This window comes from Embleya scabrispora DSM 41855 (assembly GCF_000372745.1).
Taxonomy (GTDB): domain Bacteria; phylum Actinomycetota; class Actinomycetes; order Streptomycetales; family Streptomycetaceae; genus Embleya; species Embleya scabrispora.
Window position 1 is genome coordinate 37823 of the sequence record NZ_KB889618.1, and the last position, 14271, is coordinate 52093.

The 14271-nt window shown below is 70.9% G+C and carries 12 protein-coding genes; 6 read left to right on the forward strand and 6 right to left on the reverse strand.

Annotated features, from left to right (window positions below; all coding sequences use genetic code 11):
* Nucleotides 1–106: 106 nt before the first annotated feature.
* From A3IC_RS0112390 to A3IC_RS0112400, 3 genes are read right to left on the reverse strand one after another with little or no spacing between them, the layout of a single operon-like run.
* Nucleotides 107–385, reverse strand: a complete 279-nt coding sequence (locus A3IC_RS0112390; RefSeq protein ID WP_020550371.1) for a hypothetical protein — start codon at nt 383–385, stop codon at nt 107–109.
* On the reverse strand, nt 382–1053 hold the full coding sequence (locus A3IC_RS66730) for a SigE family RNA polymerase sigma factor (protein ID WP_020550372.1): 672 nt from the start codon (nt 1051–1053) through the stop codon (nt 382–384). Before A3IC_RS66730 ends, A3IC_RS0112390 begins: the two co-directional genes overlap by 4 nt.
* On the reverse strand, nt 1050–2612 hold the full coding sequence (locus A3IC_RS0112400) for a sodium:solute symporter family protein (protein ID WP_020550373.1): 1563 nt from the start codon (nt 2610–2612) through the stop codon (nt 1050–1052). The genes A3IC_RS66730 and A3IC_RS0112400 overlap by 4 nt, the downstream gene beginning before the upstream one ends.
* A gap of 215 nt (nt 2613–2827) precedes the next feature.
* On the opposite strand from A3IC_RS0112400, the gene A3IC_RS0112405 reads away from it, so the two are divergent.
* The 3 genes from A3IC_RS0112405 to A3IC_RS64700 all read left to right on the forward strand — a co-directional run bounded on the left by A3IC_RS0112405 (nt 2828) and on the right by A3IC_RS64700 (nt 5674).
* Complete coding sequence (locus tag A3IC_RS0112405) at nt 2828–3073, forward strand: DUF3311 domain-containing protein (RefSeq protein ID WP_020550374.1); 246 nt, start codon at nt 2828–2830, stop codon at nt 3071–3073.
* 151 nt (nt 3074–3224) lie between these two features.
* A complete protein-coding gene (locus A3IC_RS0112410) occupies nt 3225–5408 on the forward strand; it encodes a carbon starvation CstA family protein (RefSeq protein WP_020550375.1) in 2184 nt (727 codons plus the stop codon).
* Between the two features lie 44 nt (nt 5409–5452).
* Nucleotides 5453–5674 carry a CstA-like transporter-associated (seleno)protein gene (locus A3IC_RS64700; RefSeq protein WP_245599241.1) on the forward strand — a complete coding sequence of 74 codons (222 nt, stop codon included), beginning with the start codon at nt 5453–5455 and terminating at the stop codon, nt 5672–5674.
* 296 nt (nt 5675–5970) lie between these two features.
* On the opposite strand, the gene A3IC_RS0112420 is transcribed toward A3IC_RS64700, so the two are convergent.
* Together A3IC_RS0112420 and A3IC_RS62195 are read right to left on the reverse strand one after the other, a co-directional pair.
* Nucleotides 5971–7500 (reverse strand): GMC family oxidoreductase, encoded by a 1530-nt coding sequence (locus tag A3IC_RS0112420; RefSeq protein ID WP_052173431.1) that lies wholly within the window; start codon nt 7498–7500, stop codon nt 5971–5973.
* 103 nt (nt 7501–7603) lie between these two features.
* Nucleotides 7604–8422 carry a sugar phosphate isomerase/epimerase family protein gene (locus A3IC_RS62195; RefSeq protein ID WP_020550378.1) on the reverse strand — a complete coding sequence of 273 codons (819 nt, stop codon included), beginning with the start codon at nt 8420–8422 and terminating at the stop codon, nt 7604–7606.
* 232 nt (nt 8423–8654) lie between these two features.
* Here A3IC_RS62195 and A3IC_RS53980 point away from each other — a divergent pair, with 232 nt between their 5' ends.
* The gene (locus tag A3IC_RS53980; protein WP_106668874.1) at nt 8655–9461 is read left to right on the forward strand and encodes a FadR/GntR family transcriptional regulator; all 807 of its coding nucleotides are present in this window, start codon (nt 8655–8657) and stop codon (nt 9459–9461) included.
* A 235-nt stretch (nt 9462–9696) separates the two neighbouring features.
* Here the strand turns inward: A3IC_RS53980 and A3IC_RS0112435 are convergent, their stop codons facing one another.
* On the reverse strand, nt 9697–10749 hold the full coding sequence (locus A3IC_RS0112435) for a LacI family DNA-binding transcriptional regulator (protein ID WP_020550380.1): 1053 nt from the start codon (nt 10747–10749) through the stop codon (nt 9697–9699).
* A 220-nt stretch (nt 10750–10969) separates the two neighbouring features.
* On the opposite strand from A3IC_RS0112435, the gene rhaI reads away from it, so the two are divergent.
* Nucleotides 10970–12136 (forward strand): L-rhamnose isomerase, encoded by a 1167-nt coding sequence (gene rhaI, locus A3IC_RS0112440; RefSeq protein WP_020550381.1) that lies wholly within the window; start codon nt 10970–10972, stop codon nt 12134–12136.
* Nucleotides 12137–12185: 49 nt separating this feature from the next.
* Nucleotides 12186–14237, forward strand: a complete 2052-nt coding sequence (locus A3IC_RS0112445; protein WP_020550382.1) for a bifunctional rhamnulose-1-phosphate aldolase/short-chain dehydrogenase — start codon at nt 12186–12188, stop codon at nt 14235–14237.
* Nucleotides 14238–14271: the final 34 nt, after the last annotated feature.

A 14271-nucleotide genomic window follows, 5' to 3' on the forward strand; every position in this document is an offset into this window, starting at 1 on the left:
GCGCCGTCAAGACTTGTTAGGAAAGTTTACTAACAGGACTTCGGGTCGTCGCACATCGGTGGCGGGCCGTCTCGGCCCGCGCCGCGAAGGCGTTACAGGAAGGGGGTCACGGGGAGGACGGGTGGTCGAGGATCGGGCCGGGGTCGGCGGGCGCGTGATTGAGGACCAGGACGCCGATCACCGTGGCCAGGGTGAAGACCAGCACGATCAGCGCGGCCAGGATCAGCCGGCGGCGGCGTTCGCGCCGTTGCCAGTCGCCGTGCGCGGTGCGGTACGCGTCGGGGGCCGGGTGGATGCCGGCGGCCAGCGTTTCCAGCGCCTCGCGCAGTTGTTGCTCGGTGCCGGCGGGGTTGCTCGTCGCCTCGGTGTCGGGCGGGTTGTTCATCGCCGTACCTCCATCGCGTGCGTGAGAGCGGCGATCCCACGCGCGGTGTGCGTCTTGACGGAGCCGACCGAGATGCCCATGGTCGACGCGATCTCCTTCTCCTTCAGTCCCAGCCAGTGGCGCAGCACGAGCGCCTCGCGCTGGCGCGCCGGCAACTCGCGCAGCGCGCGAATGAGCGCCTGCTGGTCGTCGCGCAACAGGGCCGAGGTCTCGGCCGAGGCCACCGTGTCCACGGGTTCCTCGACGTGTCGGCGGGCGACCTGGAGATGGCGTATTCGCATCCGGACCAGATTGCACACCACCGACCGCAGATACGCCGCGGCGGCCTCGGGTGTGCGCAGTTTGCGGAATTTGCGGTAGATCTCGTAGTAGGCCTCGGCGACGATGTTCTCCGGATCGTCGGCGCCGAGCAGGGTGGCGAGCCGGAGCATCGAGGGATAGTGCAGATCGAACAGCCGCGCGACCTGCACCTCGCGGTCGTATTCGGCCACACCGGCGGCGAGTTGCGGCGCCGACGGCGCGACGTGCGGGGTCGGGCCCGGGATCTGTGCCGGGTCGGGCGCCTGCGCCGTGCCCGGGACCTGCGCCGTGGCCGGTGCGGGCCGCGCCGGGGCCGGCACGGCGCGCGGCTCCGGCGGCGCATCGGCATCGCGTCGCAGGCGTTTCACGAGCCGTTCGCCTCCTTCCCCACGGTACCGCGGCCGGTCAGCCGGGACGGCAGGGCCGTGGTGTCCGTGCCGCGCGCCGCGCCGACCCGGTCGAACACCTCGGTCAGCGCCAGGGTGACCGTCAGGTTGAGGAGCAGCGCGGCGAGCCCCGCGTACATCTGCACGCCGTGACCTCCCAGTTCGACCCGGATCAGCGAGACGAAGCCCTCCCGTACGACCGCGACCGTACCGGCCAGCATGCCCACCGCCCAGCCCACCAGCAACGCCCGATGGTGCAGTCGCCGGGTGAACAGTCCGATCACCACGGCCGGGAAAATTTGCAGGATCCACACCCCGCCCAGCAGTTGCAGGTTGATCGCGGCCTGGTCGCGCAGCCCGAAGACGAACGCCACCGCGCCCACCTTCGCGGTCAGCGACACCAGTTGGGCGACCCGCATCTGCCGCTTCGGAGTGGCCGTCGGATGGAAGTACTCGACGTAGACGTTGCGCACGAACGAGGTCGCGGCGGCGATCGACATCACCGCCGCCGGCACCAGCGCGCCGACGATGATCGCGCCGAACACCAGGCCCGCCGGGAAGGCCGGCAACAGCCGGTCGACGAGCAGCGGTACGGCCGCCTCGGCGGTGCCCGAGGGCGCGTCGACGCCGATCGCCAGCGCAGCGATGCCGAGTACGCCGAACATCGCCAGCACCGAGGTCCACGCGGGCAGCGCGACCGAAACCCGGCGCAGCGTGTCGGGGCCGGCGGCGGCGAACCCGGCGGTCAGGACATGCGGGTACATCAACAGCGCCAGTGCCGAACCGAGGGCCAGGGTGGCGAACCCGGCCTGCTGATGCGGGCCGAGCACCAACGACGCGCCGCCCGGCCCGCGCCCGGCGAGCCGCCGATCCGCGGCCTCGAACATCGGACCCGGCCCACCGAAGCGGCGCAGCACGAACGCGACCGCCACCGCGGCGGAGCCGAAGATGGCCACCCCCTTCAGCGCCGAGATCACCGTCGGCGCACGCAGACCGTGCCGATACGTGGCGATCGCGAGCCCGGCGAACAGCGCGACCATGCCCACGTCGCCGGCCGCGCCGCGCGGATGCAGCCCTGCGGCGGCCAGCACGGCACGGATGCCGAGCACCTGAAGCGCCAGGTAGGGCATCGTGGCCAGGATCCCGGTCAACGCGACCACCAGGGCCAGCGCCGGCGAACCGTAGCGGCCCCGGACGAAGTCCCCGACGGTCAGGTAGCCGTGCCGACGGGCCACCGACCACAGCCGGGGGAGCAGGACGAAGGCCATCGGACAGACGATCACCGTGTACGGGAGGGCGAAGAACGCCGACGCACCTCGCCCGTACACCTGGCCCGGCACCGCGGTGAAGGTGTACGCGGTGAAGATCGTGCCGCCGAGCAGGAACCAGGTCCAGACCGGGCCCAGGCCGCGATCGGCCAGCGCCCAGTTCTCCAACGAAGGCAGGTCGTGACTGCGGTGCAGCCGCGGCGCGGTAACGGCCAGTAGCGAGGCACCGCCGACGACGATCACAAAGGCCGCGGTCATGGCCCCGTCGGTCATCCGTCACCGTCCGGATCGGCGTGCGAGCGCACTCGGGCACGGATTGCCGCGAGCGTACCGACTTTAGTGGCGTGGCCGAAAACATTCGCGATACCGGCCGGGCAACCTCCCCGAGATCCGCCCGACATCGCTTGTCAACCAAAAGGCGAGCCCGCGCAACTCTTCCACAGGGGCGGCGAACCGGCGGCCCCAACCATCGAACCGGAGGAGGCGCGATGACCGGGGATCGCCCCCCGCCCGCCGCCGCACGGGCCCGTGCGGCACGCCGGATCGCGGCCGGCGGCTGCCTCGTCGCACCCGTCGCGGCACTGCTGTGGGTGCCCGCGTACACGCGTCGAGAGCCGGAGTTGGCCGGCATCCCGTTCTTCTACTGGTACCAGCTCGCCTGGGTGCCGGGGTGTGCCGCCGCCATGTTCGTCGCCTACCTGCTGCTGCGCCGCCCTGACCGGCGACATCCCTGACCGAAGCCGTCCGTGGCTCGATCGACGCCGTCCTCGGATCGGCCCGACCCGCCCCGCCCCGATCGCCCCGGATCGGCCGTCGCCCCCGGCCGATCCGATCCCGCTGTTTCCGTCCGTCGCTCTTTCGTCCCCTGCCCGATGAGGAGTACGCGTGCCCACCACGACCGGCACCCGCAGCCCCCGTTCGTACAACCCGAGAACGATTCTGATCTGGACGGTCGTCGCGCTGCTCGGCGCGGCCGGCTGGGGCGTGGTCGCCCTGGCCCGAGGCGAGGAGATCTCGGCCGTCTGGCTGATCTTCGCGGCCGTCGCCTCCTACGCGATCGCCTACCGCTTCTACTCCCGCTTCATCACCCAACGAGTGTTGGAACCGGACGACACCCGGGCCACCCCGGCCGAGCGGCTGGACGACGGCGTCGACTTCCAACCGACCGACCGCCGGGTGCTGTTCGGTCACCACTTCGCCGCGATCGCCGGCGCCGGACCGCTGGTGGGACCGGTGCTGGCCGCGCAGATGGGTTATCTGCCGGGCACCATCTGGATCGTGGTGGGGGTGATCTTCGCCGGGGCCGTGCAGGACATGGTGATCCTCTTCCTGTCCATGCGCCGGGACGGCAAGAGCCTGGGGCAGATGGCCCGCGAGGAGATCGGCCGGGTCGGCGGGATCGCGGCGCTGATCGCGGTGTTCGTGATCATGATCATCCTGCTCGCGGTGCTCGCCCTGGTCGTGGTCAACGCGCTGGCGAACTCGCCGTGGGGGACCTTCTCGGTGACGCTGACCATCCCGATCGCCCTGTTCATGGGCGTCTACCTGCGCTTCCTGCGGCCCGGGCGGGTGCTGGAGACCAGCGTGATCGGAGTGGCGCTGCTCCTGGCCGCGATCGTCGCCGGCGGGCGGATCGAGGACACCGCGCTGGGTGACGCGTTCACCTGGAGTCCGACGACACTGGTGTTCTGTCTGGTCGGGTACGGCTTCGTCGCGTCGGTGCTGCCGGTGTGGCTGCTGCTGGCCCCGCGCGACTACCTGTCCACCTTCATGAAGGTCGGCACCATCGTGCTGCTGGCCGTCGGTGTGCTGGTGGCCGCGCCGAACCTGAAGACCGAGGCGATCAGTTCCTTCGCGGGCTCCGGCTCCGGGCCGGTGTTCGCCGGGTCGATGTTCCCGTTCCTGTTCATCACCATCGCGTGCGGCGCCCTCTCCGGCTTCCATGCCCTGGTCGCCTCCGGCACCACGCCGAAGCTGATCCAGAAGGAATCGCAGGTCCGGATGATCGGCTACGGCGCCATGCTGATGGAGTCGTTCGTGGCGATCATGGCACTGGTCGCGGCGTGTGTGATCGACCCCGGCCTGTACTACGCGATGAACGCCCCGGCCGGCGTGCTCGGCGCCACCGCGGAGAGCGCCTCGCACGCGGTGGCCGGCCTCGGCTTCACGATCACCCCCGACGACCTGCGTGCGGCGGCCTCGGCGGTCGAGGAGAAGACGCTGATCGCCCGCTCCGGCGGAGCACCCACGCTGGCCGTGGGCATGTCGGAGATCTTCGCCGACGTGTTCGGCGGTTCCGGGATGAAGGCGTTCTGGTACCACTTCGCGATCATGTTCGAGGCGCTGTTCATCCTGACCACCGTGGACGCGGGAACCCGGGTGGGCCGCTTCATGCTCCAGGACATGCTGGGCAACGTGTGGAAGCCGATCGGCCGGGTCAACTGGAAGCCGGGTATCTGGTTCACCAGCGCCGTCGTGGTCGGCCTGTGGGGCTACTTCCTCTACGCCGGGGCCACCGACCCGCTGGGCGGGATCAACCAGCTCTTCCCGCTGTTCGGCATCGCCAACCAGCTGCTCGCCGCGGTCGCGCTCACCGTGGCCACCACCGTGCTGATCAAGTCGGGCAAGCTGCGCTGGGCCTGGGTCACCGGTGTCCCGCTGGCCTGGGACGTGGCGGTGACCTACTCCGCCGGATGGCAGAAGATCTTCTCCGACGACCCGCGGGTCGGCTTCTTCGCCCAACGCGACCGCTACGCCGACGCGATCGACGCGGGCAAGGTGCTGGGCCCGGCGAAGAGCATGGACGACATGCACACGGTGGTGCTGAACTCCACCGTGGACGGCGTGCTGATCGCACTGTTCCTGGTGCTGATCGCCCTGGTGATGGGCAACGCGGCCGTCGTGTGCGTGCGGGCGATCCGCACCGGCGGGCCGGTGCCCACCACCGAAACGCCCTACGTCGCGTCGACGCTGGTGCTCGAACCGGTGGGCGCTCCCCAAGAGAAGGAACTCGCCCGAATGGGGGCCGGCGGCGGTGACGGCTCCGGTGACGAAGTGGGTCGGTTGTGACGGGGCCGACCGCGGGCGCCGGTGATCGGGTTGCTCCGGCGGCCGTGACCGGGCCGACCGCGAGCGCCGGGCATCGGAGCGCTTCGGCCCGGCTGCTCCGGTGGATCCGGTGGTATCTACGGGAGATCTCCGGCGCGGCGGACTACGACCGGCACTGCCTGCGGCACCTGCGCGAGCACCCGGATCGGCCGGTTCCGTCCCGCCGGGCCTACGAATCCTGGCGGACCGGACGGCGTGAGGAGCACCCACAAACCCGCTGCTGCTGACCCTCGGCCACACCTCGGCGGAGGGAACCGACCGGGGAGTGGACGCAGCGGCCCGCGAACGCGTTCCCCCGAACGGGTGGCCGCGCTCGTGCACGGCGGGATCGCGGCGTTGCGCGTGTGTGCGGCCGACCGTGGTCGCGCCGCGTTGGATGGGGGCGTTCCGACGAGGGGGTCGGCCCGTCAGCCCGTCGACGGCGGGCCGTTGGCGCCGGTCGGTCACCCGGCTTCGAACGGGTGACCGACCCCGGACGCCGGCCGACCGTGACCGGAGCCGTTCGGGCACCGGAAGTCGTCGGCTACTCGGCCGCCGCGATCAGTTCCGCGCCCAGTTCGCCCAGTGCGGTCGCGAGCAGGTGGGTGTTGGCGCGTGGCACGGCCGGTACGACGGAGGCGTCCACGATGTGCAGGCCGGCCAGTCCGTGCACTCGCAGGTTCGCGTCGACGACGCTGGATCCGGGGTCGGTGCCGATCCGGCAGGTGCCGACGCCGTGGTAGAAGGCGTAGTGGGATCCGGCGAACGAGGCGCACAGTTCGTCGTCGGGCGTGTCCGACACGGCTCGGGCGGCGTTCGGGTCGAGGGCGAGGCCGGAGGCGGCCACCACGCGTGCGGCCAGGCGTACACCGATCGCGAGCCGTTCCAGGTTGTCGCGGTCGGCGGTGAACGGCCAGGAGATCCGGGCCGGTGCGTCGGGCGCCGCGCTCGTGGGGACGACCGATCCGCGGCCTTCGGGCAGTTGCAGGGCGACGCTGATCTCGATCTCGCGCGTGCCGTCGGGGTTGCGCCGTGCGACGGGGGTGAGTTGGAGGTCGTGCGTGCGTCCGGTGCCCGGGTGGGCCGTGGCGCGGGCGATGGTCTGGAGCGTGGGTCCGCCGTCGGGCACCGCGTCCGGGTGGACCGCCGCCCGGTACGACACGACCATGTGGTCGCTCAGATCGCGGCCCACCGCGGGCAGTTCGTGGACCGGTTCCAGGCCCAGCGCGGCGATGTCGCGGGCGGGGCCCACGCCGGAGCGCCACAGCAGCAGCGGGTTCTGCACGACGCCCGCGGACAGCACGACGCGGCCCGCGTACAGGCGTTCGCCGTCGGCCAGTTCGATGCCCACCGCCTGTCCGTCGGCCAGCAGGACGCGGCGCACGTGGGCGTCGCCGCGTACGGTCAGGTTCGGCCGTGCGCGCGCGGCGTCGAGGTAGGCGACGGTGTTCGACACCCGCTGCGTGCCGCGCCGGTTCATCGGGATCGGGCCCACGCCGGTGGACCCGGGGAGGCTGTGGTCGGGGCAGAACGGCAGCCCCGCGGCCACGCATCCGTCGACGAAGCCGCGTTGCAACGGCGTCCAGTCCGCCTGCGGGTGTCGCAGGATCGGGATCGGCCCGCGGTCACCGTGGTGGGGTTGGTCGCCGAAGTCCAGGTCCTGCTCGATGCGGTTGAGGTACGGCAACATCCGTTCCCAGCGCATCCCCTCCGGCCACGACGCGAAGTCCTCCGGCTCCGGGCGCATCGCCACCGCGCCGTTGGTCGCGGACGAGCCCCCGACGCCGCGCCCGCGCGCGTAGTTGAGCATGCGTCCGCCAGTGGAGGCGACCTTGTCGCCCCAGTTGTACGGCCACGCCACCGGCCGCGACAGGTGCCGCAGTTCGTCCGGCAACGCGTCGGCCCGGTGATCGGGGCCGGCCTCGACCAGCAGAACCGAGCGGTCCGCCCGCTCCGACAACCGGGCGGCCAGCACACACCCGGCCGAGCCCGCGCCGATCACGACGACATCGAAGGTGCCCGGTCCGCCGCTCGGGGCCGCACCGGTATGGGGGTTTGCCTGGATGGCTGACATGCGCGATTCCTCTACTTCCACTTTCCCGACCAAGGATTGACCACGGAGAGCACGGACCGACCACGGATGACCACGGTGTGCCGTGCGAGGAGCCTCGCCCCGGCTACCCGAAGCGCGTCGTCGCCGATTCCCAGACCGAGCGCGACGATGCGAGGGTGGCGTCGGCGAACTCGTGGAGGTCGGCGGTGCGCCATGACTCGGAGAGGAGTTCCACGCTGACCACCCCGTCGTAACCCTTCGCCACGAGCGTCGCGCAGAATCGGTCGAGGTCCAGGACACCTCTGCCGGGCAGGACGCGTCGGTGCATGGACTCGTGGTGCGCGTCGTCCGACATCGGTGCGGGCGCGTCCGCGAACTGCACGAAGCCGACGCGATCCAACGGCAGCGCGGCCAGATCCGCCCATGTGCTCGGGCCGCGGAAGAAGTGCCAACTCTCCACGACCAGGCGCAGGCCGGGGTGCGCCACACGATCCAGCAGGCGCAGCGCCTCGGGGATCGAGTCGACGTGCCGGGTGGGCAGGAACTCCAGGGACAGGCCGATGTGTTCCTCGGCAAGGGACCGGACACAGGTGGCGGTGTTCGCCACCACGTCGTCGTCGATCTCACCGGTGACCACACACAGGACCTGTGCCGGGCGCAGCACCCTCGCCACCCGCAGTATCTGTTCCAGGCCGCGCAGCGTGCTCGCCTTGTTTGCGGAGATCGACAGCGAGACCAGTTCGTGGCAGGGCAGGCCGTGGTGCTCCAGGCGCGCGGCGAGGTCGCGCGGGGACAGGCCGTCGCGTTCGTGCGCGAGGACGGAGAGGATGTCGAGCCCCACGTGGTCGTAGCCGGCGGACGCCGCCGCCTCGATCTGCCGCGGGAGGGTGGGCGGCAGCCCGTAGTAGGTCGAATGGTTGAAGGTGTTGAAGCTGTAGCGCATCGATCTCCTCGCGGGTGGTGGGGGAGCCGGGGCCGGACGCGCGTGGTGGCCGACATGTCCCGCCCCGATCGGGCGAGATGACCGGGTAGCGGTCGTGCGGGCATGAGGGTCCGCATTCGCGACGCTCCAACACATCCAACATAGCCATGTTGAGCGTTGCCGGCTATCTTCCTGCTCGGATCCGCGAAGGACGAGACTCCCTTGACGGCCTTACATAGCTAAGATCGCGCGCATGACGAGCGATTCGGATGCCATCAGGACGGAGCCCCTCGCGGTGCGCGAGGGGCCGGACCGGGTCCGCTACGCGGCCATCGCCGAGGTCGTCGCCGACGCGTTGCGGCGCCGCATTCTCGAAGGCGATCTGGCGGACGGCGACGTGCTGCCCAAGCAGGACGAGTTGATGGCGGAGTTCGACGTGGGTCGGACCACGCTGCGTCAGGCCATTCGCATCCTGGAGACCGAGGGGCTGCTCACCGTCCGGCGCGGCAACATGGGCGGTTCGGTGGTGCACCGGCCCACGCCCGAGGACGCCGCGCGCATGTTCGGCATGGTCATGCACGCCCGAAAGGTGTCGCTGGAGGATTTGGCCCGGGCCCTGCGGCGTCTGGAACCGGTGTGCGTGGCGCTGTGCGCCCAGCGGGAGGACAGGCTGGAGGCCGTGGTACCGCGGTTGCGCGAGATCCACGCGCGGATGGCGCCGACCGTCGACGACGGGCTCGCCTACATCCGGGCGAGCCGCGAGTTCCACGAGGCGATCGTGGCGGCCTGCGGGAACCGGACGATGCAGATCCTGCTGGGCATGGTGGAAACGCTCTGGGCGCGCCAGGAGCAGATGTGGGCCGAGCGCTCGGCGAGCGAGGTGGGCACCGACACGCGCCTGCTCGGCGTCCGCGAACATCAGCACCTGATCGACCTGATCGCCGACGGCGACGACACCTTGGCCTACCGGTACGCGGTGCGCCATCTGGAGAGCGCGCACGCCTATCCGCTGCAGGAGTACGCGGTACGCCCGGTGCAGTCGGGGCCGTTCCCGGGCTGAGCCCTGCGATGCGCGGCGGCCTGGGCCGCCGCCGTCGCGCAGACCGTGGACCGCTTCGGCGGCATCGACATCCGCCCCGCCGCCCCGATGACCTTCCACTGAACGCCCACCCACCCGCCCACCCGTCCACCACCCGGAGGACAACACCGTGAGCGAGCAACAGCGCGTCGTCTACCGAGCCCTCACCCGGTCGCGCGGACGGGCGGGCTTTCGCGCGATCCGGTTCGGGAGGGCGTCAATCGGCGACGCGGGCTGCCCGGCGGCTGGAGTCGCGGACGACCAGCTCGGGCCGGAGCACGATGCGCTGATGGATGTGGTCGTCGTCGGCGGTTGCCTCGGTCTCGGCGAGCAGCAACTCGGCGGCCGTGCGACCGATGCGGGCCGCGGGCTGGCGTACCGAGGTCAGCGGGACGGCGGCCGCCGCCGCGAACTCGATGTCGTCGTAGCCGACCAGGGCGATGTCGTGGGGCACCCGGACGCCGGCGGCGTACAGGGATTGCAGCACGCCGAGCGCCAGCAGGTCGTTCGCGCAGAACACGGCCGTCGGACGCGGTGACATGCCCAGGAGTCGGGCCCCGGCGTCGCGGCCGGCGGCCACGTCCGGGCGGTCGGATTCGATGGTGATCAGCGCGTCGTCGGCGAGCCCGCCCTCGCGGACGGCATCGAGTCCGCCGGTGAACCGGTCGCGGACCTGGGCAAGGTGGGCGGGGCCGCCGACGTAGGCGATCCGCCGGTGCCCGGAGGAGACGAGGTGGCGAACCGCCATGGCTCCGCCGAGGACGTCGTCGACCGAGACGGAACAGCCCTGATCGGCGGGCAGCGAACGGTCGACCAGGACGAAGGGAATGCCCCTGGCCCGGAGGAGTTCGACGGTACGTCCACTGGTGTCCGCGGGAGTCACCAGGACGCCGCGGACCCTCTGCTCGGCGAAGAGCGACAGGTAGTCGGCTTCGTCGGCTGTGCTGCCCGCGCTGTTGCAGACCATGACGCCGAGACCGACGTCGCGCAGCGTGCGTTCGGCGCCCTTGGCCACATCGGCGAAGAACGGGTTGGCCAGGTCCAGGACGAGCATGGCGACGATGCGGCTGTGCCCGGCGCGGAGCTGCCGCGCGGTCTCGCTGCGGACGTAACCCAACTGCGCTATCGCCGCGCGTACCCGGCCCCGGGTGTCGTCGGAGACGAGTTCGGGGTTGTTGATGACGTTCGAGACGGTCCCGACGGAGACGCCGGCCACACGCGCGACGTCCTTGATACCCGCTTTGCCGCTCACGTGCGCCGCCTCCGTCATCGTTTCAAGTCGGTTGTTGACTGTTCGTTCATGGTAGGCGCAGCGCCGGCCGCCCCTGGGCATCCCGGGGTTGGCGCTTTCCGGCGCGGGCAACGCGCCCGTTGACAGCGGGCTGATTCGTGGATAGCTTACGCCGAAATTGAAACGTTTCAGTGTATGCCCCGAGGTTGCCCGAAGGCTGCCCACAACGTTTCGGGACTGCTCACACCATGGAGTCGAGATGGCATCCACGACCGCGGTGCGTGCCGCGCTGAAGACTCAGCGGATCGAGACGCCCTCGTGGGCGTACGGGAACTCCGGGACGCGGTTCAAGGTGTTCGCACAGCAGGGGGTGCCGCGGGACCCGTTCGAGAAGCTGGCCGACGCGGCCCGGGTGCACGCGTTCACCGGAATCGCCCCCTCGGTGTCGCTGCACATTCCCTGGGACAGGGTCGACGACTTCACGGCCCTGGCCGAGCACGCGGACGACCACGGGGTGACCGTCGGGGCGATAAACAGCAACGTGTTCCAGGACGACGACTACATGCTGGGATCGGTGACCAACCCGGACCCGCGCATCCGCCGCAAGGCGATCGATCACCTGCTGGAATGCGTCGACATCATGGACGCGACGGGCTCCCGGGATCTGAAGCTGTGGTTCTCGGACGGTACGAACTACCCCGGTCAGGACGACATCCGAGCACGTCAGGACCGGCTGGCGGAGGCCCTGGCACAGGTGTACGCGCGGTTGAGCGGCGAGCAGCGGATGATTTTGGAGTACAAGTTCTTCGAGCCCGCGTTCTACACGACCGACGTGCCGGACTGGGGCACGGCGTACGCGCACTGCCTCAAGCTGGGCGAGCGGGCCAAGGTCGTCGTCGACACCGGGCACCACGCGCCGGGAACGAACATCGAGTTCATCGTCGCGCTGCTGCTGCGCGAGGACAAGCTCGGTGCGTTCGACTTCAACTCGCGGTTCTACGCCGACGACGACCTGATGGTGGGGGCGGCCGACCCGTTTCAGCTGTTCCGCATCATGCACGAGGTCGTGCGCGGCGGCGGGCTCGACGCGGACACCGAGGTCGCGTTCATGCTCGACCAGTGTCACAACATCGAGCCGAAGATCCCGGGCCAGATCCGCTCGGTGATGAACGTCCAGGAAGCGACCGCCAAGGCGCTGCTCGTCGACGCCGAGGCGCTGGAGGCCGCACAGCGGGCCGGCGACGTGCTCGGCGCGAACGCGGTGCTGATGGACGCGTACAACACCGACGTACGCCCGCTGCTCGCCGACCTGCGCGGCGAACTGGGCCTGGCGCCGGACCCGATGGCCGCCTACGCGGCATCCGGCTACGCGGAGCGGATCAGGGCCGAGCGCGCCGGCGGTACGCAGGCCGGTTGGGGAGCCTGATCGCCGCGATCGACCGACCACCTCCGTACCGACCCAAGGGGCACACCTCATGAAGCCACCGACGAACCCGGCGGTGGAAACACTGCTGAACCGCTCCCACGCCCTGGGCGCCGACCCGCGCAACACCAACTACGCCGGAGGCAACACCTCCGCCAAGGGCACCGCACTCGACCCGGTCGCCGGCCACGCGGTCGAACTGATGTGGGTCAAGGGCTCGGGCGGCGACCTGGGCACCCTGACCGAGGGCGGCCTGGCCGTCCTGCGCCTGGACCGGCTGCGCGCGCTCGTCGACGTCTACCCGGGCGTCGACCGCGAGGACGAGATGGTCGCCGCGTTCGACTTCTGCGCGCACGGCAACGGCGGCGCCGCGCCCTCGATCGACACCGCGATGCACGGTCTGGTCGACGCCGCGCACGTGGACCATCTGCACCCCGACTCGGGGATCGCGCTCGCCACCGCGGCGGACGGCGAGAAACTGACCGCCGAATGCTTCGGCGACACCGTGGCGTGGGTGCCGTGGCGCCGTCCCGGCTTCCAACTGGGCCTGGACATCGCGGCGATCAAGGCGGCGAATCCGCGGGCGATCGGCTGCGTTCTCGGCGGCCACGGGATCACCGCCTGGGGCGAGACCTCCGACGAGTGCCAGGCCAATTCGCTGCACATCATCCGCACCGCCGAGGCGTTCATCGCGCAGCGGTTCGACGCCGCCCGACACCCGTTCGGAGAACCGCTGCCCCGATATGCGCCGCTCCCCGAGGCGCGGCGTCACGCCCGGGCCGCGGAACTCGCGCCGCTGCTGCGCGGGTTGGCGTCCACCGACCGGCCGCAGGTGGGGCACTTCACCGACGCCGACGTGGTGCTGGACTTCCTCGCCCGCGCCGAACACCCGCGCCTGGCCGCGTTGGGCACCTCGTGCCCCGACCACTTCCTGCGCACCAAGGTGCGTCCGCTCGTCCTCGACACCGCGCCCGAGGCTCCGCTCGACGAGGTGGCCGCGCGCCTGCGTGAGTTGCACGCCGCCTACCGCCGGGAGTACGCGGCGTACTACGCCCGCCACGCCGGCGAGGATTCGCCCGCGATGCGTGGTGCCGACCCGGCGATCGTGCTGGTGCCCGGCATCGGGATGTTCTCGTACGGCAAGGACAAACAGACCGCCCGGGTGGCCGGAGAGTTCTACGTCAACGCGATCGACGTGATGCGTGGCGCGGAGACCGTCTCGACGTACGCTCCCATCGAGGAGGCCGAGAAGTTCCGCATCGAGTACTGGGCGTTGGAAGAGGCCAAGCTCGCCCGGCTGCCCGAGCCCAGGCCGCTCGCCACCCGGGTGGCGCTGGTCACCGGCGCCGGCTCCGGCATCGGTAGGGCGATCGCGAAACGCCTCGCCGCCGAGGGCGCGTGCGTGGTGGTCGCGGACCTGAACGCCGAGAACGCGGCTGCCGTCGCGGCCGAACTGGGCGGAGCGGACCGGGCGGTGGCGGTCACCGTGGATGTGACCGACGAGGAGCGGATCAAGGCCGCGTTCGCCGAGGCCGCCCTCGCCTACGGCGGTGTGGACCTGGTCGTCAACAACGCGGGCATCTCGATCTCCAAGCCGCTGCTGGAGACCACCGCCCGCGACTGGGACCTCCAGCACGACATCATGGCCCGCGGCTCGTTCCTGGTCTCCCGCGAGGCCGCCCGGTTGATGATCGACCAGCGCCTGGGCGGCGACATCGTCTACATCGCCTCCAAGAACGCCGTGTTCGCCGGGCCGAACAACATCGCCTACAGCGCCACCAAGGCCGACCAGGCCCACCAGGTACGCCTGTTGGCCGCCGAACTCGGTGAGCACGGCATCCGCGTCAACGGCGTCAACCCGGACGGCGTCGTGCGCGGATCCGGCATCTTCGCCGCGGGCTGGGGTGCTCGGCGGGCTGCCGTCTACGGCGTCGAAGAGGACAAGCTCGGCGAGTTCTACGCCCAACGCACCCTCCTCAAGCGCGAAGTACTGCCCGAACACGTCGCCAACGCGGTCTTCGCCCTGACCGGGGGCGACCTCTCGCACACCACGGGGCTGCACATCCCCGTCGACGGGGGAGTCACCGCGGCCTTCCTGCGCTGAGCACGCCGAAGCGCAGCGGCGACACGGAAGGCCG